Below are 26,564 nucleotides of genomic sequence, written 5' to 3' on the forward strand. Positions count from 1 at the left end.
GTTAACCCTCCGCGCCGGTGATAACGGCAATCAACTGAATATATGGTTCTTTTTCGGTGGTCATGGTCTCTTCGATCCACTCGATATAGCTTTCAAAGTTGTGGTCAATTTCGCGCTGACGCTGGGCCTGGCGACTCTGTTTCACCGCTTCGACCTGTTTGTTATCGGCAAAATCCAGCGTCAGTTGCTGGAGCTGGCGGGTTTTCAGCGCGCCGAGTTTCTCTAGCTGCGCGGTTAAGCGCAGGTTGATCTCGGTTTCAAACGCGTTGCGCTCCTGCACAAACACACTGCGAGCATGGTCAATGGCTTCGCGCAGCAGATCTTGCTGGCGTTGGTGGTTGCGCTGCTTGCCGCCGGGGTTGCTCAACTTACTGCACAAAGCGGGCTGCTGGGCGACAAAATCGGCAAACGGCTGACTGCCCACAAACTGCGCTTGCTTAAAGCTGACCACCAGCCAGGGGTTGACCATGGGGTGGGATTTGCGGTTGGGGAACAGCCCCGAGAGGATAAAGTGGTCTTCATCGGCGCTCATGGCATGGCTCATGCGCAGCACAGGCGCCTGATGACGGCCAAAGGCGCCTTGCACCTTGTCATCGAGCCACTGCACTACCGGGTTGATCTGCCACAGATAGTGAATGCTCGGCCAGGCATGTTGCTCGCCGCGCGCCGCAATAATGGCGCTGTTGATCACCTGTTTGTCTTCGCTGAGCAGCAGTTGCCAGTTGTCGGGCTCAATTTCTGGCGGTAGCTGAGCAAAGCGGCGGCGCAGTTCATCAGGCGCCACCAATGAGAGACAGCCATCGGGCAGACGCTCGAATTGCACCCGTTGACCGGCTTGTTTGAGGTAACCGAGCGCCGTCTCACAATAGGCCTGTTCGCTGGCAAACAGTGACAGATCCGCTGTGGTGAGGAGACTGGCATCCTGGCTGACCTGATTGCTCAGGGCCCCCAGTAGATCGCCGGGTTGCTCCTGCTCGCTGGCATTGTGGTTAAGCAGCATATCTAACAGGCTGGCGCCATCTTGGGCGCCCTGCAGCATGAAGTCAGCGGTCTGCAGTTCTTCTTCTTCCTGGCTGTATTTACCGGTGAACTCGGAGCTGTCGCCGATGTTCTTTTGTGCCTGCTCATCTTTGTTGATCAGCACTTCCAGTACCCGCATATCGCCCTTGATCTGCTCGGCTTCGGTGAGCAGGTAGCGGATCTGCGGTACATGCTGCTGGCCATAGCGGTCGATACGGCCATTACGCTGTTGAAACACCATCAGCGACCAAGGGATGTCAAAATGGATCATCTTGTGGCTTTGATGGTGCAGGTTGATGCCCTCGGAGGCGACATCGGAGCACACCAGCAAGCGCACCGGCGCACTCTGTTTGCTGAATGCTTCGACGGTGTTCATCAGTTCAACATCGCCCTGGTCGCCGCGCAAAGTGGCGAGCTGTTCAGGCTTGAGCTTGAGATCGCGCGCCAAATTCTCGGCCAAAAACTCCAGGGTCTTGATGCTTTCGGTGAAGATCACCAAGCGGTCATCCGCCTGATTGGCGCGCCATTGCAGATCGTTGCGGATGGTGTCGAGCAGCAGTTGGTATTTACTAAAGCTGCTAGCATCGATGCGCTCCAGTGCCAGCTGCAACGACTCCAACTCGTTGATCTGGCTTTGGCAGTTATTGACCTTGCGCTTGGTCAGATTGGCGAGCCGGTTGTTCACCACGCTGGCGCAGGCCATGGGGCTGGAAAACAGGGCCTTGGCGAGGGTGACCTTAAACAGGCGACCACGCTTGGCACTGCTGTCATCACTATCATCATCTTTAAGTTCGCTCTCAACAAGCCGGCGGAAGACTTCTTCTTCTTGTGCGCTGGCCTGACGTGCGATCTGCTTGATCTCGCGCTCGGGAAATTCACCGGCCATCTGATCTTTGACATCTTTTTTAAAGCGCCGCACCACCAGATTTTTGTCGGCAAAATCACTGTGCTGGTAATTTGAGGGATTGGCGATGGCTGTCGGGTCGAGCATGTTCATTAAGCTGGCGAAGCTCTCTGGCTTGCCATCATGAGGGGTGGCCGATAGCATGATCAGGGTGTCACTGCGCCCAGCCAGCAATTTGGCGAGCTTGCTGCGTAGTGAGCTGCTGCCACGCTCGGCAACGTTATGCGCCTCGTCGATGACGATGATATCCCACCAGGCATTCTCTAAATGGTGGCGATATTCGATGTCTTGCTTGAGGGTATCGATGGAAATAATGCTTTTATCGAAGTAGTGAAACGGGTTGTGGTTGGTGGGAATGCGATTGCGCACCCGCTGCAACCCTTGAGAATCGAGCCGGGTGAGCGGAATGGCAAACCGACTCCAGAACTCTTTTTGAAACTGGGTCAGCATGGATTTAACCGCCAGCACCAAGATCCGCTTGCCACGGCCACGACGAATAAGCTCGGAAACCATGATCCCTGCTTCCAGGGTTTTACCCAGCCCCACGGCATCGGCGATCAGGATGCGCTGGCGCGGTTGCTCCAGTGCCATGCGGGTGGGATCAAGCTGGAACGCCATCGAGTCCATCGCTGCCCGGTGACCAAAGTGCAACTTAGCATCGGTTGGTACCCTTTGGCGCAGCTGGCTTTCGATATACAGCTGCGCAGCCTGATAATTGGCCGATTCATCTTCCACCAGTTGGGTAGTAGCAGGATCGAGGATCTCGATGCGCTGTTCCAGTCGGGTTAAAAACAGCCCCTCTTTGCCACGCACCAATTCAGACACGCCATCACAGGTTAATAAGTGACCACCATCACCACTATTGTCTGCTCGACGGATGCGCCACTCTGCATCCCGGATCACCACCCGCATACCGGGTGCAAAATTTTGGTCGTTCATCAGTCTGGTCTTAATGTCACAACAATGTCACGTGATGGCAGGCTGTACTTCGTCAAGCCAGGCCATGCGGAACAATGCAATTAAAGGAGGCCAAAAGGGTACCATAGCGGGACATCTACATGATAAAAAACACAATTCAAATGTGATGTACCGCAATTTACGCCTTCATTCATTAGCTTGAGAAATGGCTTGGATTAGCAATGACCGCAAATTTAGTCTGCAAAATAGGCTGAAGACGCAGTCAACATTGGCAGCCTCATCCCCGGTTAATCAATAGTCTGAGCGCTTTCATCATGGGCATAACTCAGACTTCGTCATCCTTAATCACATCGCAGTCTTCATCCCTATTGGGTGGATTCACAAACGTGACTGTCGATTTCACCTGCATGCTCCCGTGGTTAACGCCAGAGTCTTCTCGCCGCCCCCCATCGCCGTACTTCTTGGGGGCCAGCTTTGAGGCCAGCCATTTACGAGCATCGATCTGCAGGCGGGCACGAGCAATCACATCATGGTTAACTTTTACGTTCCCGTTGGCGTCGAGGAAGGTGTCATTGCTGCCGTCATCGGCAATCTGGAGGATCTCATCGGCCAGTTTGTCGGCCAGATCCTCGCGCGCGCACGCGTACTGGTCCCTAAATTCTATGTAGCGTTCATCAGCCAACCAGCGCATCACCATGGATTTGGACGGCATACCCGGACGAGCCAACACTGCGCGTAGACTCACCCCATCAGCAATGGCGCTACATATGGCCTCCCCCAACTCGTTCGTGTATGCGCTCCGACGGCCTCTTGTTACCGTCTTGGGATTCGACGTATTGGTTTCCACAGTGGAAACCTGATGAGTGAAAACTGGGCTCATAACCTCAGTTGTGGCATTCACATGTTCAGCGCCATTTATAGGGGCCTGAGGTATACCTGAAGATGAGGTAGCGTTAACGGGTGTTGTGATTCTTGACCATTTGTGAGTCTTGGCACGCTTGTTAATGGCGGTATGTGAAATGCCGTAATCTATCGCTATCTGGCGCACACTCTGGCGGCCAGCACAGTACGCGAGTTCGATACCGTGCCAGTCTGGGGAATCTGTTGAATGCATAGGGGAATAGATCATAGGCGACCAGTATTTACGAGGAGGCAAGTAGGTATCCAGCCCTACAGGGGGAGTCCCGTCAGTGCAAACGCAGCTGTGTGTGGCAAAAAGTTGTCTGTGATAGTCACTTGGTCACTGTTTTGATAAACATCCCGCAATCATTGGGCTAGCAGCAAGTGACCGTGATTTTTCATGGTCTCTGGGAGTCACTCACATCACTCTTTTGGGCACTGCTCTCACTGATCCATCCACTCATTGCGTCATCTCCCATCTGTCATCCATCAAGAAGCATCAGGGCAGTGACCCAGTGACAAACAGTGACCATGAATCAATGTTGGTCACTGCATCCCAACCCGGGCAGGACCAGACATTCACACAGTAAAGTGACTCAGTGACTATGAAATAGGGTATGCCCCCCTCCCCTCAAGTTAGAAAAAAAGGCCCCGCAAGGAGCCTTCTTGTCACCGCCGTTTGGCCTCATTAAGCCATATAGGCCTACAGGGCCCGCGGAAGGTACTCCTCTGCCAGTTCGGTGAGTGCAACATTGGTTTGAGTTTGGCCATTGGTCTTGCGCGTCTTGTACTCCGCGCCCAGCTCCTTTGCAGCCTGTTTAACGGCTTTGCTGAATGAATTAAGCGAGAGTGGGCGGTTCAAGCCGTGGTACTCCAGATAAGCCAGGTAGAGGTGATACAGGAATTTTCTCGGCTCCTTCATCACGGCGACATTTCCCCCCATACAGAACCCTTGCGGCTCAGCCAGAAACGCCAAGGTGGCGCAAAAGTCGAGTACGTGGTCAGCCTCGCGTTTCACCGCCAGTGCATCAGCACCATCCCGTTGCTCCTCCAGCAGACGCTTGGCCAGGTCAGGGTCGGCAAACCGGGTCAGCAGATGGCGAATGATCACCGGTAACTCAGCGGCAATCTTGTCGCCAAGCGCCCCATCCCGATCAGCCGATGCCACCACTCGTCCGAAGTGGAAGATCACCCGGCGACGAGCGATCCCCCCGTTGCGCTCGTTAAACACCATCGGCACGTTGTTGGTGGCCAGCAACACAGCTGGGATCCGAGTGCTGAAAATAGCCTTACCTTTAGGGTTGACCGATACTTTATCGCCACCAGTGATCGCCTTGAGCACGTGGCCATCGCCAACGTACGAAGGTTGGTCCGGCAACAAGATCAGGCGTTTGTCCCAGACATTCTCCAGACCAAAGTTGCTCTCGAGCAGTTTCATCGAGCTACTGCCCACGTTTTCTTGGCCAACCAGCAGCTCGCACAGACCTGCCATGACCGATTTGCCACTGCCGCCTTCCCCCGTCACCTCCAGGAACAACTGCCAGTCGTAGCGATTCGCCAGCACCATGAACAGCGCCGCGTTAATGCGATCCATCTTGGCCGCATCATTGTCGGTTGCGTAGCTCAGCCACTTCATGAAGTGGGGGGCACAATGCGCCAGGGTTTCCCCCACCAGCGGCTCGCTGTACTCGATCCCGTTGTGAGTCAGCAAACCATCGACGAGGGAATGCGGGCGAAACGCGCGGAGCACTAAGTCATAGACCCCATTGGCAAAACCAATCAGGTTGAGCGCCGGACGCGGTATCTCATCAAGGCCCAGTTTCATGGTATCCACAGCAGTGTTGATTATCCGGGCACTGTGTTTGGCGCCTTGCTGCTTAAACATTGCCGTCATACAGCGCGCAAGCACCGCATCCGGCATCGACTCCCACAGGCTGCCGGTGTAACGGTACACCTGGCTCGTGTCGACATTGATGGCCAGGGTTCCCAGACTAGAAACCAGTGCCTCCCCGCGCTGGCAGGCACTCATCTGATCCAGCATCAGCGCCGCGTCGTCCTGCTCAGGGCGCAGAGAAACAACATTAGCCGCCAGCAGAGAACCTGTTTTTTGGCTGCCCTTCTTATCGGCCAACAGCTTACTTTTAGGCGGGGCTTGGCGTGGCTCCTGTATCCCCTTCTGGTGCGCACTGGCAATAGTCGCCTTGACCTCCTGTACCGATTGGCCAGACGCCATGCCAGCAGCAAACAACTGACGCTCAGCGTCGGCGTGGCAGATCTCTCCACCAGCGACCAGTTGCGCCACCCCCAGCGCCTCCCGGTTGAGCGTCTCGTTCCGGCTCCCCATCGGCGCGCTGACAATCGCCTCACAGGCACTCGTCAACGCTCTCTCGCCATAGCGGCTGGTCTCTGCGGAGCTGACCATGGGGGCAATCACCTTTGGCTCATGTTTGGGCTTGGTGATCCACCCCAACAAGATGGCAGGAGCCTCCGGCAGAGCGGCCAGTTGGGGGATGGTATCGCCGCGCAGCACCTTACCGGCTTTGATGTAGATCAGCTGATTGCCGGTCTTTACATCTACGCCGGCCAGTCCATTCGCGTTGTTGACGCTCTGCTTCAAGCTGGCAAGGTCTACCCCAGCTGGCAAGCGGAACAGCCAGTGATACGAACCGTCAGGCAGGGTGTCGGTGAGCATCCGGTACTGGATCGGGAGCGTCTGATTGGGCAATCCGAGCATCGCCAGCAGATCCCTGGGGTGCGGCGCCTCGGGTACCTTGTTACCGTCCAGGTCCAGCAGGACCATTTCATCCAAGCGAACACCAAACAGGGTGTCATCCTCACGCACCATGGAGGACGGGTAGCGCTGCTCATTGCCATAGGGTTTCGGGTTGCCGTTGTCCTGATACGGAATGACAGCGTGGCCGTTGGCCTCGATATTTGCAGCCTTGGCTTGCAGGGTTGCGTTCATACCGTACCCCCTACCACGCGCAGCATGGCACGCTTGTGATCGAACAGTGACACGCCGTCATCGTTCTCATAGGCTTCCTGAAGGCGGTGCATTTCCTCGATACGCGCGCTGTTGGTGCTAGGGGAAGCACCATACAGGGCGAACTGGCCACAAATAGCATCCCTGCTAATTATCCCCGACTTTGCGCGGCACAGGCTTTTGCTTGCCAGCGAGCGTGCAGGTGCTACGATCTCGGGGTCAGATTCCACAATCAGACCCCGCTCAAACTGATAGATCGAAGAGGCCGCCGTACCATGGCGGCTCTTTTTTGCGTAATTGGTGACTGTCATCCTCGCCTCCTTACGCCTCGCGGCGCTTCTGGATCTGGGCGATGAGCCATGCTTCCAACTCCTCTTCAATCCAACCAACGGCTTTTGCGCCGATGGACACCGGTTTGGGAAAGGTCGGGTCATAAACATTGGGGTACTTCGGATTGGGACGCATTTTGGCGTAGATGGTAGAGCGGGACAGCCCGGTGCGGGCTTCAACCTCATTACGGCGAATAATGGTCAGAGTGGGTTTGCTTTCTTTAGCCATGTTAGTTATTCCCTGTCATGCACTGGAACGAAATGCACCAGCATGGCTCCTTATTTTTATCATCTCGCAACAAATCCCTAGCCCTACAGGGGTGAACCCCTTCAGAAACGCACTTGACAAGGGAAATTAAATGGCGAGTAGGTGTGGATGACTTCCTGGAACAGCAGCGCAATCGGCTGTTGGTCGGCAGAACCGGGACGGGTAAAACCCACTGGACCATCTCTATGGGACGCAATGCTGGTGGCTGGGGCAAGCGAGTGCGTTTCTACACAGTGGTGGATCTAGTCAACCAACTGGAGCAGGAGAAGGCGGCAGGCAAAGCCGGGCAGCTTGCCACCCGGTTGGTCAATGTCGATGCGGTGATCCTGGACGAACTGGGCTAACTGCCGTTTGCCGAAAGCGGAGGCGCTCTGCTGTTTCACCTGATCAGCAAGCTGCGCAAGCGCACCAGCCCGCTCCTGACCTCCAACCTGGCCTTCAGCAAGTGGAGAAGATGACAACGGTGATGCTGGATAGGATCATGTGAGTTTATCGAGACAGGCAACGACGCCTATCGCTTCAAACAGAGGATGAAATCAGCCAGCTAACCCTGGTCAATGTTGGACGCTGATCCCTGGTCATTTTTCGATGCTGATTGACAACCCGATCCGTCTATACAGACAGACTGTTTGGCAAGTGAATTACATTGCTCTCCAACCCGGTAAATTCATGGGGTGGCACATAGTGATGCTTGCAACAGTCCAGCCAGTCAGCCCACCATTGCACCATCTGTTGCCGCTGGGTGATAAATTCGGCCCGATGAATGTAAGCCGCCCGCACACCGTTACGCTCCTTATGGCTCATCTGCCGTTCAATGGCATCCGCACTCCATTGGCCTGATTCAAGCAACGCGCTGCAGGCCATCGCCCGGAAGCCATGACCGCATACCTCCACCTTGGTGTCATAACCCAGGCGGCGCAAGGCACTATTCACGGTGTTTTCACTCATGGGTTTTGATACATCATGGTCACCGGCAAATACCAGATCAAAACGCCCGGTCAAAGGGCGGATCGCCTCAATGATGGCCAGTGCCTGGCGTGACAACGGCACAAAGTGCGGTTCTCGCATCTTGGCACCACGATGTGAATGTTTAACCCCTTCAATGGGATCGCGGGACGCCGGGATCGTCCAGATTGCTCGCTCGATATCGAGCTCATCCCAGCGCATGAAGCGCAATTCACTCGAACGGACAAAGGTTAACAAGGTGAATTTCACCGCCATCTTGGTCAGCAGACGTCCCGAATAACTATCGAGACGACGCACCAGCTCGGGAATATCCTGCAGCGGCAGCGCGGGATGATGCTGGACTTTGCGAACCGACAACGCCCCCGTCAAATCAGCGGCAGGATTGGCCTCAATCAAATCAGTTCGCATTGCATAACTCATTATGCCATTGATGTGTTGCCGCACTCGTCCTGCCAAATCAAGCGCATTTCGCTGCTCTATCTTACGCAGTGGAACAAGCAGGTCACGAGTCTTGAGTTCGGCAACGGGGCAATGGCCAATCAATGGAAACACGTCTTTTTCAAGCCGGGTCAAGATGCGTGAAGCGTGATCGGAGGACCACTTGCCAGCATTATTTGCATGCCATTCACGGGCAACAGCCTCAAAACTATTCACTTGTTTGCGGGTAATGTCGTTACGCACCTGCTGCTTATGGACGACAGGGTCAATACCCTTGGCCAACAAATTTCGTGCGGCAGCGTGTTTGGCACGGGCCTCCGTCAACGACAGGATGGGGTAATCACCAAACGCCATCAGCCCGGCCTTACCATCAGGCTTAGTGAACTTGAAGCGCCACGAACGGGTACCGTTCTTTTTGACCAATAAGTGCAAGCCATTCCCATCGAACAGGGAATAGTCTTTTTCTCGCGGGCGGGCATTGCGACACTCGGTATCAGACAAGGGTCTGGTGGTTCGCGGCATTGGTATACGACTCCTTTATCGAATCGATGTATACCTAAGCGTATACCAATTTATAGCGGATGTGTTAGGAATGACTCGGAATGTTCTGGACGTAAAAAAACCCAGAGACGTTGAATTCACTGGGTTTTTTGAACTTTTTCGGAATACTTTGGAAGTATTAATGGTGCCCGAGGCCGGAATCGAACCGGCACGACGCGAACGTCGAGGGATTTTAAATCCCTTGTGTCTACCGATTTCACCACTCGGGCACCGCAATCGGTATCAAGCTCGCGTGGCGGGCTTGTCAATATGGAGGCACGTTCCGGAGTCGAACCGGACTAAACGGATTTGCAATCCGCTGCATAACCGCTTTGCTAACGCGCCATGCAAAAGAGAGTTGGATCTCAATTGTCTGAATTTGGAGCGGGAAACGAGACTCGAACTCGCGACCCCGACCTTGGCAAGGTCGTGCTCTACCAACTGAGCTATTCCCGCATTGGTCTGGCTGACTGCCTGACTACGAGGACGCATTCTAGCGATGTTCCTCGCCCAGTCAACCAGAAATATTTAATTACCTGATCGTTCGGGCATTTTTTGCCCTTTTTGAACGGTTTTAGCGCCTTTGGCCGTTTCCTGCCTCAAATCAGCGGAAACCTCACCTTGCAGCGCGGGTGACTCACAGGTTGGCGTGGTGGGTCAAATCGCCCCAGGCGGCCTTCATGTACTGGAACATCGACCAGAAGGTGAGCACGGTGGCGACATAGAGCATCACATAGGCGAGCCACACCATCCAGACGTTGTATTGCCAAATCAGACCGGTGAGCGACACCATCTGGATCATGGTCTTCCACTTGCCAATCCAGCTGACCGCCACCGAGGAGCGTTTGCCGAGCTCGGCCATCCACTCACGCAGGGCGGAGATGATGATCTCGCGGCCAATCATGGTCATGGCGGGGATGGTCACCCAGATGGTGTTGTAGTGTTCGACGATAACCACCAGTGCGGCGGCAACCATGATCTTGTCGGCAACGGGGTCAAGGAAGGCGCCAAAGGCGGTGGACTGATTGAGCTTGCGAGCCAGATAGCCATCAAACCAGTCGGTGGCAGCGGCCAGAATAAAGATGATGGCGGCAGCCAGATAGGACCATTGATAAGGCAGATAGAACAGGATGACGAAGACGGGAATGAGCAAAATCCGGAAAAACGTCAACAGGTTAGGTATGTTTGTCATTATTTTCAGCCACTTCTTGTACGTCGCTACATAGTGCGCCAAAGCCGATTTGCGATGCAACCGCACTGGCGCCCGTCTTGGTCTTTTTAATCCATCAATCTTCTCAAAATGCGAGGGCCATTATGGCATTTACGGCCCCCCCGCGTCACGGCTCTTGTGCATCAAGGAGTTAGCGATTTTGCCATGCCGCAAATCCTGCTCAGGCGCTGTGCAAGCCATCGTGGATGGTCTGGGCCAGCTCCTGACTGATGCCGGGTACCTTGGCCAGTTCATCCACGCTCGCCTTTTTGACCTCCTGCAGGCCGCCCAGATATTTGAGCAGTGCCTGCCGCCGCTTTGGCCCCACCCCCGGAATATCCTCCAGACTGCTGCTGGTGCGGGCCTTGGCCCGTCTGGCCCGGTGGCCGGTAATGGCAAAACGGTGGGATTCATCGCGAATATGCTGAATAAGGTGCAAAGCGGGCATATCTGCCGGCAAATGCAACTCTTCGTGACTTTCCCCCATAATGAGAGTTTCCAACCCCGCCTTGCGGGTGACCCCCTTGGCAATCCCCACCAGCAGCGGATATTTGCCGCCGAGAAACTCCAGCTGACGGGCCAGGATCTCTTCGGCGCGGCGCAACTGGCCGAGGCCACCGTCAATAAACAGCACATCAGGCACCTTGTCCGGCTCCTGCTGCTTGCCAAAGCGGCGCTCCAGCGCCTGCTCCATCGCCGCGTAGTCATCACCGCCGGTGATGCCATCGATGTTGAAACGACGATATTCCGATGAGAGCGGCCCCTCCCGGTTGAACACCACGCAAGAGGCCACCGTGCGCTCCCCCATGGTGTGGGAGATATCGAAACACTCCATGCGGGCGATAGGGCGCTCCAGCTCCAGCAGCTCTTCCAGCTGATCGTAGCGAGCGGTGATGGTGCTCTTGTGAGCCAGCCGCGAGCGCAGCGCCGTCTCGGCATTGATGGAGGCGAGCTTGATAAAGCGGGCCCGCTCGGCGCGGGTACGGCTTACCACCCGCACCTTATAGCCTGCGGTCTGGCTCAGGGTCTCGGCGATGACGCTTTCGTCCTCCAACGCCACATCGAGCAGCACCTCGCTCGGGATCTGCCGCCCCCCCTGCCCCGACAGATAGAACTGCAGCAGGAAGGATTGCACCACCTCGTCAAGCGGGGTGTCAGCCGGCACTTTCGGGAAGTAGCTGCGCGAACCCAGCACCTTGCCCTGACGGATAAAGAGCACGTGGATGCAAGCAGCGCCTTGCTGGAAGGCGACCCCCACCACATCCAGCTCGTCCAGCACGTTGCCGCTCACCGACTGCTGCTCGGTGACCCGACGCAGCGCCAGGATCTGATCCCGATAGCGGGCCGCCTCTTCAAAGCGCAGATCGCCGCTGGCAGACTCCATCTTGCCCACCAGCTCGCCAATCACCTGCTGGTTCTTGCCCGCCAGAAACAACTTGGCAAGCTCCACCTGCTGGGCATATTCGGCCTCGCTCACCAACCCGGGTACGCAAGGGCCAGCGCAACGCTTGAGCTGATAGAGCAGACAGGGACGGGTGCGGTTGGCATAGACCGCATCCTCGCACTGGCGCACCGGAAAAATCTTCTGCATCAGATGCAAACTCTCACGCACCGCGCCGCCAGAGGGGTACGGGCCGAAGTACTCTCCTTTTATCTTGCGGGCGCCGCGATGGACGCCGATACGCGGATGCTGGTGCGCGGTGATGATGATCCAGGGGTAGGATTTGTCGTCCCGCAGCAGCACGTTATAGCGAGGCTGGTACTGCTTGATGAGATTGTGCTCGAGGATCAGCGCCTCGGTCTCGGTGTGGGTGACGGTGACCTGGATATCGGCGATCTGTCGCACCAGGGTGCGGGTCTTGATGCTGTCGACGTTGGTACGAAAGTAGGAGGCGAGCCGCTTTTTCAGATCCTTGGCCTTGCCCACATAGATCACGGTGCCACCGCTGTCATACATGCGGTAGACGCCGCTCTGATGGGTGACGGCGCTCAGAAACGCCTTGCTGTCGAAGAGTGGTTCGGGAGAGAGGGTCATCAGCTACTCGGCTCACACAAAGGCAAAAATTGACGGGCAGAGCATACTGCCCCCTCCGCCCGAAAAGCAAAGGGGCAAAAAAGCAAAAAGGCGGCACTCGCCGCCTTTGAGACCACACGCCACCCGATTAGAGGGTATCGGCATCCAGCATGCCATAGCGAATGGCCAGATGGGTCAGTTCCACGTCACCGTTGATCCCCAGCTTGCTGAACAGCCGATAGCGGTAGCTGTTGACCGTCTTCGGGCTCAGGTTGAGCTGCTCGGAGATATCGGTCACCTTCTGCCCCTTGGTGATCATCATCATGATCTGCAGCTCGCGCTCGGAAAGGGACTTGAAGGGATTCTCGTCAGCGGAGGCAAACTGGCTGAGGGCCATCTGCTGGGCAATCTCCGGGGAGATGTAGCGCTGACCGGAGTGCACCAACCGGATCGCCTGGATCATCTCGTCAGGAGCGGCCCCCTTGGTCAGGTAACCGGCGGCGCCGGCCTGCATCACCTTGGTGGGGAACGGATTTTCTGAATGAATGGTCAGCACTATGATGCGCACATCGGGACGGATCCGCAGAATTTTGCGGGTCGCTTCCAGACCACCAATACCCGGCATGTTCATGTCCATCAGGATCACGTCCGGATGGTGTTGGCGACAGAACGTAACTGCGGTCTCGCCGCTCTGTGCCTCACCCACCACCTTGATCCCGCGCACATCTTCAAGAATGCGTCTTATCCCTGTACGCACCAGCTCATGATCATCGACCAGGAATACATTTATCACCCAAACACCCCGTTTTATCTCGTTTTAGCCGCCCGGTTAGGGTTAACAGGGCGTCTTGCATCATAACCAAACTCGTCGCTTTGGCAAACCATGCACGCCAAAAGTTTGAGAAAACCCATGTTTAGCGTTTAAAATCAAATAATTATATAAATTTTCAAAACAAAAAACGGTGCCTTGCGACACCGTTTTTCATGACGTTAGTGCTGTGGCCATCACTTGGCCAAAAAGGCCCGCACCTTCTCCAGATCGGCCTGGGTATCCACCCCGACCGGCGGCGCTTCAAGGGCCTGGGCGACGTGGATCTTCTCCCCGTACCAGAGCACCCGCAGTTGCTCCAGTGCCTCGACCTGCTCCAGCACGCTCGGTGCCCAGTCTACGTAACGCTGGATAAAGCCGGCGCGATAGGCGTAGATACCGATATGACGCTGGTAGTGGTCACCAATCTGCTCATGGCTCTTGGCAAAGCGATCCCGATCCCAGGGAATGCTGGCGCGACTGAAGTAGAGGGCATAGCCATCCTTGTCAGTCACCACTTTCACTGCGTTCGGATTGAACGCCTCTTCGGCATCCTTGATCGGCACAGACAGGGTCGCCATCGGCGCCGTGGCGGCGGCCAGATTATCCGCTACCTGACGAATGATGGTGGGCGGAATGAGCGGCTCATCCCCCTGCACATTGACGATGATAGTATCGGCGGCAAAGCCGTAGTGACGGCACACCTCGGCCAGACGCTCGGTGCCGGACTGGTGATCCGGTGAGGTCATGCACACCTCTACGCCGGTGCTCTGCAGTGCCTGCTGTACCCGCTCGTCATCGGTGGCAACGATCACCCGATCGGCACCGGATTGCAGGGCTTTTTCCACCACATGCTGCACCATGGGCTTGCCATGGATATCCGCCAGCGGCTTGCCCGGCAAACGGGTTGACGCATAGCGGGCAGGAATGACGACGACGAAACTCATGACGGCAGCTCATCGCTGTTGAGCGGACGGGCACGGTTCTCCAGCAGCACCGGGATCCCCTCCTCCAGCGGATAGGCCAGCTTGTCAAAGCGGCAGACCAGCTCATGAACTGCTTTGTTGTAGTGCAGCTTACCCTTGCAGACCGGGCAGGCGATGATGTCGAGCAACTTGATGTCCAAAGCCAAAACGATACTCCTTCAACGATGTCGCGCTGGCGGCTTCATCACGCCAGCGATGGATGTCGAGCAACTAGCTATTCCATGCGGGACCGCTATTGGTCCACTTCTCCCACATTCAGGCGAGAGAGATTAATCTTGTGCCTTGGTCGCGCCCTTTGCCTTCGCCCCCAGCTTGTGCAGCAGGGCATCGAGCAGAGAGGCAGGCAACTCGGCGCTGACCGGCAGATACCACCAGTTATCGAGGGCAAACGCGCGGCACTTGACCGCATCCTTTTCGGTCATCAGCAGCGGCTTGCTGGCAAAGCGGCCCACCAGCTCATCCCGATCAAAGGGGTGGTGATCGCCGTAGGCGGCCTGCTGATCCAGCTGATAGCCGAGCCCTTCCAGGGTGGCAAAGAAGCGGGGCGGATGACCAATCCCAGCCAGCGCATCAACCGGATCGGCCAGCGGCGTGGCCAGCGGGGCATCGTCGCGCACCCGGCGCGGGGTATCGGCGACCAGTTGCATGGGGTACTCTCCCTTGCCCGGCTCGCCGCCGTTGCAGATGATGGCGTCTACCCGTTTGAGGCGAGTGACCGGCTCGCGCAGAGGCCCCATGGGCAGCAGGCAGGCGTTGCCGAAACGACGGGCACCATCCACTACCACCAGCTCGATGTCGCGGGCCAGCGCATAGTGCTGCAGGCCGTCGTCGGTGATGATGATATCCACCTCACCACTCTGCTCCAGCAGTCGTACCGCGTCGGCCCGTTTCGGGGCAACCACCACGGGGCAGCAGCAGCGCCGGGCAATCAGTACCGGTTCATCACCGGCCTGCGCCGTGGTGCTGGCGGCATCGAGCCGATAGGGATAATGGGGCGCCTTGCCGCCATAACCACGGCTCACCACCCCGGGGCGATAGCCTCGTGCCTGCAACTGCTCCACCAGCCAGACCACAACCGGGGTCTTGCCGTTGCCGCCCACCGAGATATTGCCCACTACGATCACCGGCAAGGAAGAGCGATACCCCTTGCGCCAGCCGTGGCGATAGGCGTAGCGGCGGGTGCCGCTGATGATGGCAAACAGCAGGGCAAAAGGGGCCAGCAACCAGCGCCAGCCACTTTTGCGATACCAGAGCCGTTCCAGCATCAGGCCTTGTTTCCTGCATTGCCAAACTGAATGGCGCGCAGCTGGGCATAGGTACCGCGCTGTTCCATCAGTGCTGCGTGGTTGCCACGCTCGACGATATGGCCTTCGTCGATCACCAGGATCTCGTCCGCCTTCTCAATGGTGGAGAGGCGGTGGGCGATCACCAGCGAGGTACGCGCCTTGCAAAGCTCGTCGATAGCCGCCTGAATGTGGCGCTCGGACTCGGTATCGAGGGCCGAGGTGGCCTCATCCAGCAGCAGAACCGGCGCATCGCGCAGCAGGGCGCGCGCAATGGCAACACGCTGGCGCTGACCGCCGGAAAGGGATGCACCGTTCTCGCCAACCACAGTGTCATACCCGTTGCTCATCTTGCTGACGAACTCGTCGGCATGAGCGATACGGGCGGCCTGCACGATCTGGTCGCGGCTGTATTTGTCTTCTGCGGCGTAGGCGATGTTGTTGGCCACCGAGTCATTGAACAGGTGAACATGCTGGGAGACCAGCGCGTACTGCTTGCGCAGCTCGCTCAACTTGTATTCGCGGATGTTGATGCCGTCCAGCAGGATCTCGCCCTGATCGATGTCGTAGAAGCGGGTCAACAGGCTGGCAATGGTACTCTTGCCAGAGCCGGAACGGCCCACCAGCGCCACCGATTTACCCGCCTCCACCTTGAAGCTGACGTTGTGCAGCGCCGGGGTGTCCTTGGTCGGGTAGGTAAAGGTGACGTTGCGAAACTCGATCTCGCCACGGGCGCGCTCCAAAGTGCGGGTGCCGGTATCCTGCTCCGGCTCGCTGTCGAGCAGGCCAAACAGGCTGTGGCAGGCGGTGATGGCGCGCTGGAACTGGTTGTTGACGTCGGTCAGGCTTTTCAGCGGCTTGAGCAGCATCATCATGGAGGTGATCATGACGGTAAACGTACCGGCAGTCAGAGTTGATTTGACGCTGTCAATGGTCGCGACGTAGAGGAAGGCCGCCAGCGCGATGGAGGCCACCATCTGCACCACTGGACTGCCGATGGCATCGGCGGCGACCATTTTCATGGTCTGCTGGCGCATGTTGTTGCTGACCTGGAAGAAGCGCTTCTCTTCCACTTTCTGGCCACCAAACATCAGCACCTCTTTGTGCCCTTTGAGCATCTGCTCGGTGGAGGTGGTGATATCCCCTACCGCCTGCTGGATGTGACGGCTGATCTGGCGGAAACGACGGCTGATAAGGCCGATGATGACCCCCACCAGCGGGCCAACCACCAAAAAGATCACCGACAACTGCCAGGAGTGCCAGAACATCAGGCCGAGCAGGCCGACCACGGTCGCCCCTTCCCGCACCAAGGTCACCAGCGTGGTGCTCGCCGCCGAGGATACCTGACTGGCGTCATAGGTCACCTTGGAGAGCAGATGACCGGTGTTCTGACGGTCAAAGAAGCTCATCGGCATCGCCACCATGTGATTGAACACCTGCTGTTGCAGACGCATCACGACGTGGTTGCCAACCCAGGCCATGCAGTAGTTGGAGAGAAAGTTGGCGACACCGCGCAGGGCCACGATGCCGAGGACGAAGAAAGGCATCCATTTCAAAACGGTGCTGTCGTTGCCATTGATGCCCTGATCGATCAGCGGCTTGATGGAGTAGACAAAGGTGGTATCCACGGCGGCATAGCCCAGCATCCCGATGATGCCACCGACCAGGCCCAGCTTGCGATCACGGACATAACCGAGCAGGCGTTTGAATACTGGCCAGCTCTCTTGTGAGGTTTCTTGTTGCATGAATAGCCGTTAGTAATGGAAATGACGGGCTATTCTAGCCAAAGCGCAGGCTTACACCAAGCGCCGCCACCTATATCGCATTCCTCCACGGCAGAAATGGCCGATTATTGCTCAAACCACACTCGCGGTCGCCACCACTCGCCACTGCGTCGGTACCAGGGGCCCAGATCTCGCTCGGCAGTGACGCTCAAGCCCGCTGCGGTGGGTTCGACCAGCATCGCCCCTTGCTGACCAGTGATCCACTGGCGGGCATCCCGATAGCGGGCCACCACATCGGGACGGGGAAAGCCCCACTGATTCATAAAGCCGGCGCTGTGGATCACCTCCTGCGCCGCTACCGCCGCGACAAACGGGGGTGTGGAAGAGGTGCGACTGCCATGATGGGGGCTCACCAGCAAGGTGCTGGCCAACCCCTCTCCCTCCAGCGCTACCAGCCGTTGCTCGGCCTGCCGCTCGATATCGGCGCTCAGCAGCACGCTGCGCTGCCCATCGCTGATGCGCACCACGCAGCCATCGTTATTGCGCCCGCCACCGGGATGTTCTGGCCAGAGCACTGCAAACGAGAGCCCCTGCCAACGCCACTGTTGCCCACGCTGGCAGAGCGTCGTTCTCTCACTAAAAGGGTAAGAGGAGAGCTCGTAGCGCACCGGCATGGCGCTGAGCAGTCGCTTGCGATTGCCGGCATGGTCCCGATCCTTGTGGCTAATGATGAGGCGATCAATCACCCGGATCCCCAGATGGCTCAGCTGGGGCAGGATCACCGCGTCCGCCATGTTGTAGCCTCCGGGATAGCGATCGCCGGTGTCATAGAGGATGGCTCGCTCCCCCTTGCTGATCAGCACCGCCAGCCCCTGTCCCACATCCAGCACCCGCAGTTGCCAGCGGGCAGGCGTTGGCCAGAGCGCCAGCAACAGCGCACACAGACCCGGTAGCCAGAGCCAGCGTGCCGAGCGCCACTGCGCGGCGAACCAGAGCAGCAACAGCAGGGTGCAGAGTGGCAGCCACCAACCGGGCAGTGGCCACCACAGTTGCAGTTGGTCTGCCAGCCAATTCAGGATGGTCAGCACCCACCCGAGCCCCAGATCCGCCAGCCAGAACAGGCCGTAGGCAAGCGAGGTGGAGAGCGGCGCCAGCAGCACACCGATCAGGGCCAGCGGGATGATGGCGATACAAAAGAGCGGCACCGCCAACAGGTTGATCACCATGGCAAGGGGCGCGATCCCCTCGAACAACGCCAGTTGCAACGGCAGCAGACCGAGTAGCAGCCAGAGCTGGATCTGCCAGAGCCCCGGCTTGTCGTGGACATATCCCACCAGCAGCAAGATGGCCACCGCCAGAAACGAGAGCCAGAAGCCGGCCGAATAGAGGGCGAAGGGATCCCAGAGGGTCAATACCACAAAGGCCCACAGCCAGATGCGCCAGGCCGGCCACTCTCGCCGACTCCAGCGCAACACGCTCCACACCAGCACCATGATCAGGGCCCGCTCGGTGGCCACAGCAAACCCGGCCAACGCGCTGTAGACGGCGGCAAACAGCAGGGAGGTGATGATGGCGCCACGCAGGCAAAACAACCTGCCCAGCCACCACCCGAGCACCGCCACCAGCGCGATGTGTTGCCCTGAGATGGCGATGATATGGGTCAGGCCGCTGCCGCGAAACAGCTCCCACTGGGCATCCGTGATACCGCTCTGCTCGCCAAAAGTGAGCGCCGCCAGCAAGGGGGCATAGTCAAGCGGACGCCAACTCTCGGTCGCAGCCCCCAACCAGCGTTCACGCCAACCCGCAGGTGCCTGTTGAATGTCGATCACCCGGCGCAAATTGCCGGTGGCGGTGATCCCCTTGCCCAGCAGCAGACGCCGCCCATCCAGCCCCGCCTCGTTGGCCAGACCGTGAGCCGGTTTCAACGAGGTCACCAGGGTGATCCGGCTGCCCACTGTCATGGCGGGTAATGCCTGATAGGCATTGACCCGGATCAGGGGCTCAGGTGTCACCGGTTGCTCGTCGAGGGTGCTCACCCGCAGCAGCAGCCGGACAAATTTATCCCCCTCGGGCTCTGCACTTTGCATCTGTGCGGTTATCATGTGGCTCGTCTGATCGCCCAACCGCTCCAGCCAGGCCAGCCTATAGGCAAGATTGGCCTGCATCCAGAGGATGCCGAGCAGAAGAAACAGCCACCGCCAGGCACGGCAATATGCAAGGGGGATCAGCAGGGACAGCAACAGGCCCCCCCATGCGAGTGAAGGTAACCATGGCCAGAGCAGTGAGGAGCTTGCCCCCAGGGCAAACGACAACAGACGCAGATCCATGGAGCAAGTATTTAGCAAGGTTTCAATATGCCCAAACGACTCATTAAACGCTGGATGCCCGATCAGCAAACCCTGAAAGAACACAAGCACCTGCGGCTGTTCGGCAAACTGCTGCTCGATGCCAACCTCTGGCACCTCAACCGCCGCTCGGCTGCCGGGGCATTTGCGGTGGGCCTCTTCATGGCCTGGGTGCCGCTCCCCTGCCAGATGCTGCTGGCTGCCGGTGGCGCCATCCTGTGCCGGGTCAATCTGCCGCTCTCGGTGGCGCTGGTCTGGCTCTCCAACCCCTTTACCATGCCGCCCCTGCTCTATGGTGCCTATCTGGTGGGTTGCCAGCTGCTGGGGCATTCAGCGCAGCAGATAGAGATTGAGTTCACCTGGGAGTGGCTGGTCTCGGTACTCGGCACAGTGGCACCGCCGCTGTTGCTGGGCTCGCTGATCCTGGCCCTGCTCAGTTCCCTTATCGGCTACACCCTGATCCGCACCTTCTGGCGGATCAGCACGGTGCGCCAGTGGCAAAAACGCAAGATGGCCCGCCCATGCTGAGTCGCTGGTTTGCCCGCTTCAAACTCGATCCCGATACCCTGCGCCAGCAGAAGTGGTTTGCCCTGTTTGGTGAACGACTACTTGCCCCAGCACTCTGGCAAGGGGGCACCCGCGCCCTGAGCGGCGCGGTAGCGGCCGGGATCTTCGCCTGCTGGTTCCCCATCCCGATGCACTCGCTCATCGCAGTCGGTCTGGCGCTGGCATTCAGCCTCAACCTGCCGCTGGCGCTGCTGGCGGTCTGGTTCAACAATCCGCTGACCCTGCCATTCATGTATCTCTACGCCTATCGCACCGGCTGTCTGGTGCTGCACAAGACGCCGGAGCCTTTCCACCTCAGCTGGACCCTCCACTGGCTGGAGCAGGAGGCTGCGACCCTGGTGCCTCCCTTCCTGCTCGGCAGCCTGCTGCTGGCGGTACTCACCGCCCTGAGCGGCGGCGCCCTGACCGCGCTGCTGTTGCAACTGCGCAAGCTGTGGCAGGGTGCCCGCCACCACTGAGCCGCCCTTACCCTTGTTTGGCGATCAGCCGTTGGCGATCAAAAAAGCCCGTCACCAAGGTGACGGGCTTTTTCATGGCATAGTGCCGCATAGTGCCAGAGCACAAGGCAGTGCGATTACAGCACCTTGGCGATCGCCTCGCACAGGGGATCGATATTGGCGCGGGTAATACCGGCTACGCTGATCCGGCCTGAGCCAACGATGTAGATGGCAAATTCGCTCTTGAGGCGATCCACCTGATCCTTGGAGAGACCGGAGAAGGAGAACATGCCGTTCTGCTCGCGGATAAAGCTGAAATCCTGGCTCACGCCGAGGGCAGCCAGCTTCTCTACCAGCAATTCGCGCATCTCGCGAATACGCACCCGCATGGCAGCCACTTCTTCGACCCACTCGGCATAGAGAGCCGGATCGCTCACCACGGCGGTGACCACAGCGGCGCCGTGTGACGGCGGGTTGGAGTAGTTGGCACGAATGACGGTCTTGACCTGGGTGAAGGCCACATCGGCGATCTCTTTGGTTGCGCTGACCAGCGTGAAGGCACCGACCCGCTCGTTATAGAGGCCAAAGTTCTTGGAGAAGGAGCTAGCCACCAGCAACTCGTCATGGCACTCGGCGAAGATGCGCAGACCTTCGGCATCCTCTTCAATACCACGGGCAAAGCCCTGATAGGCGAAGTCAAACAGCGGCAACCAGCCGGCAGCAGCACTCTGCTTGGCCAGCGCGCGCCACTGATCGCTAGTGGGGTCGATACCGGTCGGGTTGTGGCAGCAGCCGTGCAGCAGCACCAGCTCACCCGGCTGCACTTCGGCCAGCGAAGCCTGCATGGCGGCAAAGTCGAGCCCCTTGGTGGCGGCGTCGTAGTACTTGTACCACTTGACGGTCAGACCGGCGGCCTGGAATACGCTGACGTGGTTGGCCCAGGTGGGATCGGAGATCCAGATGGTCTTGGCCAGACCGTTGCGCACCACGAATTCGGCCGCGATACGCAGGGCACCGGTACCGCCCGGCGCTTGCGCGGTCTTGGCGCGGCCACTGGCAACCAGCGCAGAGTGCTGCCCGAACAGCAGTTGCTGCACGAGGCGGCCATATTCGATATTGCCTTCAATACCGAGATAGTTCTTGGTCTTCTCGTCGGTCAGCAGCTTCTGCTCGGCTTTCTTGACGCAGTGAAGAATGGGGGTGGCACCGGACTCGTCCTTGTAGATCCCTACGCCCAGATTGATCTTGTGGCTGCGAGAGTCAGCGCGGAAGGCTTCGGTCAGGCCCAGGATCGGATCCGCTGGGGCGGCAACAACCTTTTCAAACATGGTATTCCCTGTATTCCGTTGAGTTCGTTGGGTGGCAAAGCGGCTTGATAAACAAAAGCGCTCATCTGGCGAGCGCTTCGTCAACTCTTTATATCACCGCGTTCAATGGGGGAAAACCGCTTTTTGGCTCGCTTTCAGGCCAATTTCAACCAACGGCATGCCACGCTGGCGCCAGCGCACACACCTCGGCCGACAAGCCACCATTGGACTCAACCAAACCGCTACAAACTGCTAACAATGGCTTGGGGATCCGGCTCGGTTCCCAGGGCCGGGCCTCAGTCAAAGGTTGGGCATACGCACTGAGGATGGGGGCCAGATCACGGGGCAACCACCAGCTGGCCGGACGGCCCAAGCGCTGGGCCAGCGCCTGCAGCCGATCCACCCCTGCAGGGTCGAGGGCGGTGAGATGACTCCACAACACATTGGGGGGCAAGGCGGCCACCACCTGCTGCAAGGCTAGAGGAGCCGATGGGGGAGCCCACACCAGCAAGGTACCGGGTTCAAGAGGCATCTCGGCAAAGGCGCCGACGCTATCTGTGGTGATCACCCGCTCGATACTCCCCTCCCCCCACAGGATCTTGCCAAGACCCGCCAGAGTGCGCTCGGGTAGGGCCACCTCCCCCAGCGCCTGCAACCAGGGGGCTGCGTCGATCAGGGTACCGCCGCTGAAAAAGAGGCTGAACGGCTGGGCGGCGCGCAAGCGCAACAGCTGATCGGCACAGAGCCGGATCCCCTTGTCCTCGAAATCGATCTGCTCGTTGGGGGTGAAGTTCACTTCGCTCTTGCGATAGAGCGCCGCCAGCACCCGTTCGTTGACCTGCTCCCCCAATTGCCAGCCCTGAGCATGCAACCACTCCTCGGGCTCGGGGGGCGCGGTGGCAATCTCGGCCAGCATCAGCTCGCGGGTAAGATAGCGCCGTCCGGCCGGGGTGAGCTCATAGCTGTGGCTGCCGTGGGCGAGCAGCAGCTGGTTATCCTTGAGCAGGCCCACCAGCGGTTGCCACTGGCGGCCACGGATCACCACAGGTGAGTGGCTCAGCAACTGCTGCGCCAGTGCCCGCCATTCGGGGTGACTAAAGTCGATCAATTACAATCCATCCCTGTCAGTGCTCAATCGGATAAACAGCCTGAAAAGGTACCGTTACAGACCGATGACGCCAAGCCTCCCGCGCCAATTACGTGACTTCGCTCCCTGCAATTTTCCCCAAACAGAAGAGCCCACCGTGGGGTGGGCTCTTCCTTGCATAACACTCGACGCTTATTCGACGTTAAGGCGCAGTTCGGCGTCGTGCCAACCCAGTGGCAGGGTCAACAGCTGATCGATCAGCTCCCGGCGATCGGATTTCTCCAGATAGGCGAGATAGAGCGGACGGCTCAGCGGTTGGCCCCCCTCCACCAGATGGAGCGCCCCCTTCTCGAGGAAGGGGCTGACCATGCGCCGTGGCAGGTAGGCAGCACCACCGTTGGCAAGCACGAACTGCAACGCCATGCTGGCGGAGCTGGAGTGCAGCACTGGGGTCTTTTGCAGGCTCTGCAAGCGGCTGGGTTGCGGCTCGAAGCTGGTGCCCCAGTCGAGGTGGATGTGCGGCATCTGCATCAGGTTGTCGGCATTGGCGGCCGGATCCCGGCTCACCAGCTCGAACACCAGCTCACCGATGGGATGCAGGGCAATCTCGTCGATCTTGGTGGGCTCGGAGAGCAGGGCCAGATCGAGGGAGCGCTCCAGCAACTGGCGGCAGAGATGCTCGCGGGAGGCTGTTTCCAGCCGTACCGCCAAACCGGGCGCCAGCGCATAGATGTGATTGAGCCAGTCGTTGAAATCGAGCTCCCAGAACACCGCTGGCGCGCCGATAGCCAACTGCTGGCTGAATCCTGGCGAGAGCGCCACATCCTGCTTGGCGCGACCAAGGGTGTGCAAGATGGCGTCTGCGTAGGGCAGCAGACGCTCACCGGAGGCGGTCAGGCGGATGTTGTTGCGATGACGGGCAAACAGACTGACACCCAGTTGCTGCTCTAGCTGGCGGATCCGGAAACTCACCGCCGACTGGGTCAGGTAGAGATTTTCAGCAGCCCGGCCAAAATGCCGGGTCTTGCTCACCTCGATAAAGGTCCGAAGCAGCTCGGTATCCATTAATCGATGGACTCGTCACTGCCACCGCCGCTGCCACCACCGACATCAAAGCTGCCGCCACCGCTGCTCTCTTCGCTGGCGCCGCCAACGACGGTGCAGAGGCGATGAACGCGCTTGGGACCGATCACCTTAAGGTACTTGAACCACACCTTGGCATGGGGATTGGCACCGGCTTCGCCGGATTTGACCTGCTCGACGAAGGCGGACTCGACATCGTCACGGGGTGCAAGGTTGCCCTGGTAGAGTGCCAGCATGGCGGTACCATACTTTTCCAGACTGTCCGCTTCGGCCACAGTGAATTCGCCACTGCGACGCAGGCCACGGGGAAAATGTTTGAAGTCGTTGAAACGCTTGTCTGATTCGAAGCTCATAGTGCTCTTTTTTCTGGTTAGTTTGACCTTTGCGGGCAAGTATCATCAGGCCATCGCCGAGTGCAAAATCAATTTTCTCACTATGTTAATAAATATCTTTTATCGAAGTCACTTTGCCCCATCGCTGACGCCGATTTTGTGGCATAACACACAAAAAACGTTGATAAATAATAAACTTATGTAAACGTGCAGCCAATTTGCACGTCACTTTTGGGACTTCGCAGGCAAAAATAAAGCGCCATACGGCGCTTTATTTATCACATCAGGTGAACCAGCTGAACCTTTGGTTCAAACATGCTTACTCAATCATGGCCGGTTGGGCCAGGTTGTCGGCACGCCACAGACGGTAGCGCACTTCATACTCCTGCGGCACGTAGATCACGAACGGCAGTTTTGAGTTGTAGTTCACGAAGAAGCCCTGACCGTAGATCTGGACGAAGGTCTCTTTCTGCTGGTTATCCGGGCACATCATCAGGGTGCTGATGGGGTCGGAGACTTTGCCCAGTTTCAGGTAGTTGTAGCCCCAGCCTTTGACGCTGTGCTGTTCCAGGTTGCCTGCAAAACGCGGTACGTTGCAATCAACCATCATCTTTTTGCCGACCTGCAGCTCGACCATCATGTCGGCTTCTTTCTCGACTTCAGGCAGGCGGATCACCACACGTTCCTGATTCACGTCAGCGGCTGGGAACATGCTGATATCAAATTTTTTCGGCTCGGCGGCGAAGGCATGGCCACCCAGCAACAAGGCGCCCAGCAGGCTAAAACGCAATACGGTTTTCATCTGTACCTCATGGGGTTGGTTCAACGCCGCTAGACTAACCGCTCTGCCGATTTCATGCCAGCGATCTGCTACGTAAAAACTGCGTAAAATGATGCAGATCCGGCACACCATGACGTGATCTGGCTATTTTCTGACAGGGCGCACACTCCCGTTACGGGAACCTGAAACAAAAAGCGAGGCCAATTGGCCTCGCTTTGCATTCAAATGGCGCCAGAGTGCTATTTAGCCGCCTCTTGATGGGCCTTGATGACGGCAACCGCCTTGTCGGGGAAGTCGCTGAACACCCCGTCCACATCGGCCTGATAGAGGAAGATGTTAAGGAGGTCGGTGAAGTCCTTGGCATAGGCCGGGATCTGCCCCTCATCCTGACGGAAGGTATAGGGGTGAACTTTCAGGCCCGCCGCATGGGCTTCTTTTACCATGCCGGTGAAGACCGGCTTGCCCAAAGTGCCAGGCTCGGTGACGATCATCGGCTTCCACGGGCCAATCCCTTCGGCATAGCTGGCGATGGTTTTCATCGCCCCCGGCTTGAACATCCAGTCATAGTTGTAGGGGGTCGCCTTGCCCTTGGCGTCGTAGACCATGGTCTCGTTCCAGTCGGTCTCGGCCATCAGCTGCACCAGTTTCAGATCCATACCCATGGCGGGCATCAGTTCGCTGTTGATGCGCTTGAGTTCATCGGCATCGAAGCACTGCAGATAGACCTTGTCATCCTTCCCGGTATAGCCGTACTCCTTGAGCACCTTCAGCACCGCCTTGGAGATATCCTTGCCTTCGTGACGGAACAGCCAGGGCGCTTTGATCTCCGGATAGATCCCGATGTTCTTGCCGGTGCTCTTGTTGAGCCCCTGGATCATCTCGATCTCCTCCTGGAAGGTGTGGATCTTGAAGTCTGACTTCCAAAGCGGGAAGCGGGCCGGATAGACCGGCACCTGCTTGCCATCCACCAGCTGGAACGGCTCGGTCATACGCAGGGAGCGCACCTCGTCCAGGGTGAAATCCACCACATAATAACGGCCGTCCGGACGGGCACGGCCGGGGAAGCGCGCCGCCACATCGGTGATGCCATCGAGGAAGTGATCGTGCATCACCACCAGCTGGTCATCTTTGGTCATCACCAGATCCTGCTCCAGATAGTCAGCCCCCATGCCATAGGCCAGCGCCTTGGACTCCAGGGTATGCTCGGGCAGGTAGCCGGAAGCGCCACGGTGGGCTATCACTACCTTGCCCTCATCGGCAGCCAACACGGGTAATGAGAGGGATGCCCCAAGGCTCAAGGCGATGAGGGAAACGGCGAGTTTTTTCATATGTGA

The 26,564-nt window shown here is 58.1% G+C and carries 22 protein-coding genes, 3 tRNA genes and 1 pseudogene; 3 read left to right on the forward strand and 23 right to left on the reverse strand.

Features of this window, described 5'->3' with window-relative positions; translation table 11 throughout:
* Window position 1 precedes the first annotated feature (1 nt).
* The 5 genes from ACTG20_RS14660 to ACTG20_RS14680 form a co-directional block, all read right to left on the reverse strand.
* Window positions 2-2,863, reverse strand: coding sequence for a DEAD/DEAH box helicase (locus ACTG20_RS14660; RefSeq protein WP_439987759.1), 2,862 nt, complete (start codon window positions 2,861-2,863; stop codon window positions 2-4).
* Window positions 2,864-3,167: 304 nt separating this feature from the next.
* Entirely contained in the window at window positions 3,168-3,689 is a 522-nt protein-coding gene (locus tag ACTG20_RS14665; protein WP_429038451.1) for a terminase, read from the reverse strand.
* Window positions 3,690-4,445: 756 nt separating this feature from the next.
* Complete coding sequence (locus tag ACTG20_RS14670; protein ID WP_216948841.1) at window positions 4,446-6,707, reverse strand: DUF5906 domain-containing protein; 2,262 nt, start codon at window positions 6,705-6,707, stop codon at window positions 4,446-4,448.
* Window positions 6,704-7,036: a hypothetical protein gene (locus tag ACTG20_RS14675; protein ID WP_429038453.1), complete on the reverse strand. Its 333-nt coding sequence runs from the start codon at window positions 7,034-7,036 to the stop codon at window positions 6,704-6,706. The genes ACTG20_RS14670 and ACTG20_RS14675 overlap by 4 nt, the downstream gene beginning before the upstream one ends.
* A 10-nt stretch (window positions 7,037-7,046) precedes the next feature.
* Window positions 7,047-7,283, reverse strand: coding sequence for a helix-turn-helix transcriptional regulator (locus ACTG20_RS14680; protein ID WP_335841142.1), 237 nt, complete (start codon window positions 7,281-7,283; stop codon window positions 7,047-7,049).
* Between the two features lie 143 nt (window positions 7,284-7,426).
* Here ACTG20_RS14680 and ACTG20_RS14685 point away from each other — a divergent pair.
* Window positions 7,427-7,780, forward strand: a pseudogene (locus ACTG20_RS14685) (ATP-binding protein).
* Between the two features lie 154 nt (window positions 7,781-7,934).
* On the opposite strand, the gene ACTG20_RS14690 reads toward ACTG20_RS14685, so the two are convergent.
* The 12 genes from ACTG20_RS14690 to ACTG20_RS14745 all read right to left on the reverse strand — a co-directional run bounded on the left by ACTG20_RS14690 (window position 7,935) and on the right by ACTG20_RS14745 (window position 19,618).
* A complete protein-coding gene (locus tag ACTG20_RS14690) occupies window positions 7,935-9,248 on the reverse strand; it encodes a tyrosine-type recombinase/integrase (protein ID WP_005350905.1) in 1,314 nt (437 codons plus the stop codon).
* A gap of 161 nt (window positions 9,249-9,409) precedes the next feature.
* Window positions 9,410-9,496, reverse strand: a tRNA-Leu gene (locus ACTG20_RS14695).
* A 41-nt stretch (window positions 9,497-9,537) separates the two neighbouring features.
* Window positions 9,538-9,611 (reverse strand) — tRNA-Cys (locus tag ACTG20_RS14700).
* 35 nt (window positions 9,612-9,646) lie between these two features.
* Window positions 9,647-9,722: transfer RNA gene (locus tag ACTG20_RS14705), tRNA-Gly, on the reverse strand.
* Window positions 9,723-9,903: 181 nt separating this feature from the next.
* Window positions 9,904-10,458 carry a CDP-diacylglycerol--glycerol-3-phosphate 3-phosphatidyltransferase gene (pgsA, locus tag ACTG20_RS14710; protein WP_031227442.1) on the reverse strand — a complete coding sequence of 185 codons (555 nt, stop codon included), beginning with the start codon at window positions 10,456-10,458 and terminating at the stop codon, window positions 9,904-9,906.
* A gap of 199 nt (window positions 10,459-10,657) precedes the next feature.
* Complete coding sequence (uvrC, locus tag ACTG20_RS14715) at window positions 10,658-12,511, reverse strand: excinuclease ABC subunit UvrC (protein ID WP_139494024.1); 1,854 nt, start codon at window positions 12,509-12,511, stop codon at window positions 10,658-10,660.
* Window positions 12,512-12,638: 127 nt separating this feature from the next.
* Window positions 12,639-13,283 carry a UvrY/SirA/GacA family response regulator transcription factor gene (gene uvrY / locus ACTG20_RS14720; protein WP_005337448.1) on the reverse strand — a complete coding sequence of 215 codons (645 nt, stop codon included), beginning with the start codon at window positions 13,281-13,283 and terminating at the stop codon, window positions 12,639-12,641.
* 212 nt (window positions 13,284-13,495) lie between these two features.
* A complete protein-coding gene (kdsB, locus tag ACTG20_RS14725; RefSeq protein WP_150388870.1) occupies window positions 13,496-14,245 on the reverse strand; it encodes a 3-deoxy-manno-octulosonate cytidylyltransferase in 750 nt (249 codons plus the stop codon).
* Entirely contained in the window at window positions 14,242-14,430 is a 189-nt protein-coding gene (locus ACTG20_RS14730; RefSeq protein ID WP_005347033.1) for a Trm112 family protein, read from the reverse strand. Before ACTG20_RS14730 ends, kdsB begins: the two co-directional genes overlap by 4 nt.
* A gap of 123 nt (window positions 14,431-14,553) precedes the next feature.
* Window positions 14,554-15,549, reverse strand: coding sequence for a tetraacyldisaccharide 4'-kinase (gene lpxK / locus ACTG20_RS14735; RefSeq protein WP_194496667.1), 996 nt, complete (start codon window positions 15,547-15,549; stop codon window positions 14,554-14,556).
* Complete coding sequence (gene msbA / locus ACTG20_RS14740; RefSeq protein WP_194496668.1) at window positions 15,549-17,312, reverse strand: lipid A ABC transporter ATP-binding protein/permease MsbA; 1,764 nt, start codon at window positions 17,310-17,312, stop codon at window positions 15,549-15,551. Before msbA ends, lpxK begins: the two co-directional genes overlap by 1 nt.
* Before the next feature lie 104 nt (window positions 17,313-17,416).
* Entirely contained in the window at window positions 17,417-19,618 is a 2,202-nt protein-coding gene (locus tag ACTG20_RS14745; RefSeq protein ID WP_194496669.1) for a DNA internalization-related competence protein ComEC/Rec2, read from the reverse strand.
* Window positions 19,619-19,645: 27 nt separating this feature from the next.
* On the opposite strand from ACTG20_RS14745, the gene ACTG20_RS14750 reads away from it, so the two are divergent.
* Window positions 19,646-20,164 (forward strand): DUF2062 domain-containing protein, encoded by a 519-nt coding sequence (locus ACTG20_RS14750; RefSeq protein ID WP_005350890.1) that lies wholly within the window; start codon window positions 19,646-19,648, stop codon window positions 20,162-20,164.
* Window positions 20,158-20,661 (forward strand): DUF2062 domain-containing protein, encoded by a 504-nt coding sequence (locus tag ACTG20_RS14755; RefSeq protein WP_069526675.1) that lies wholly within the window; start codon window positions 20,158-20,160, stop codon window positions 20,659-20,661. Before ACTG20_RS14750 ends, ACTG20_RS14755 begins: the two co-directional genes overlap by 7 nt.
* 116 nt (window positions 20,662-20,777) lie before the next feature.
* Here the strand turns inward: ACTG20_RS14755 and ACTG20_RS14760 are convergent, their stop codons facing one another.
* The 6 genes from ACTG20_RS14760 to glpQ all read right to left on the reverse strand — a co-directional run bounded on the left by ACTG20_RS14760 (window position 20,778) and on the right by glpQ (window position 26,558).
* The gene (locus ACTG20_RS14760; RefSeq protein ID WP_194496670.1) at window positions 20,778-21,968 is read right to left on the reverse strand and encodes an amino acid aminotransferase; all 1,191 of its coding nucleotides are present in this window, start codon (window positions 21,966-21,968) and stop codon (window positions 20,778-20,780) included.
* A gap of 145 nt (window positions 21,969-22,113) precedes the next feature.
* Complete coding sequence (locus tag ACTG20_RS14765; RefSeq protein WP_194496671.1) at window positions 22,114-23,055, reverse strand: hypothetical protein; 942 nt, start codon at window positions 23,053-23,055, stop codon at window positions 22,114-22,116.
* 171 nt (window positions 23,056-23,226) lie between these two features.
* Window positions 23,227-24,099, reverse strand: a complete 873-nt coding sequence (gene hdfR, locus ACTG20_RS14770) for an HTH-type transcriptional regulator HdfR (protein WP_005337525.1) — start codon at window positions 24,097-24,099, stop codon at window positions 23,227-23,229.
* Window positions 24,099-24,470 (reverse strand): DUF413 domain-containing protein, encoded by a 372-nt coding sequence (locus tag ACTG20_RS14775; protein ID WP_005350885.1) that lies wholly within the window; start codon window positions 24,468-24,470, stop codon window positions 24,099-24,101. Before ACTG20_RS14775 ends, hdfR begins: the two co-directional genes overlap by 1 nt.
* A 298-nt stretch (window positions 24,471-24,768) precedes the next feature.
* Window positions 24,769-25,251 carry a serine protease inhibitor ecotin gene (gene eco, locus ACTG20_RS14780; RefSeq protein ID WP_005337529.1) on the reverse strand — a complete coding sequence of 161 codons (483 nt, stop codon included), beginning with the start codon at window positions 25,249-25,251 and terminating at the stop codon, window positions 24,769-24,771.
* Window positions 25,252-25,469: 218 nt separating this feature from the next.
* A complete protein-coding gene (glpQ, locus tag ACTG20_RS14785) occupies window positions 25,470-26,558 on the reverse strand; it encodes a glycerophosphodiester phosphodiesterase (protein WP_005337531.1) in 1,089 nt (362 codons plus the stop codon).
* Window positions 26,559-26,564 lie beyond the last annotated feature (6 nt).

Origin of the sequence: Aeromonas sp. 84A (assembly GCF_051919345.1) — a bacterium.
Taxonomy (GTDB): Bacteria; Pseudomonadota; Gammaproteobacteria; order Enterobacterales; family Aeromonadaceae; genus Aeromonas; species Aeromonas veronii.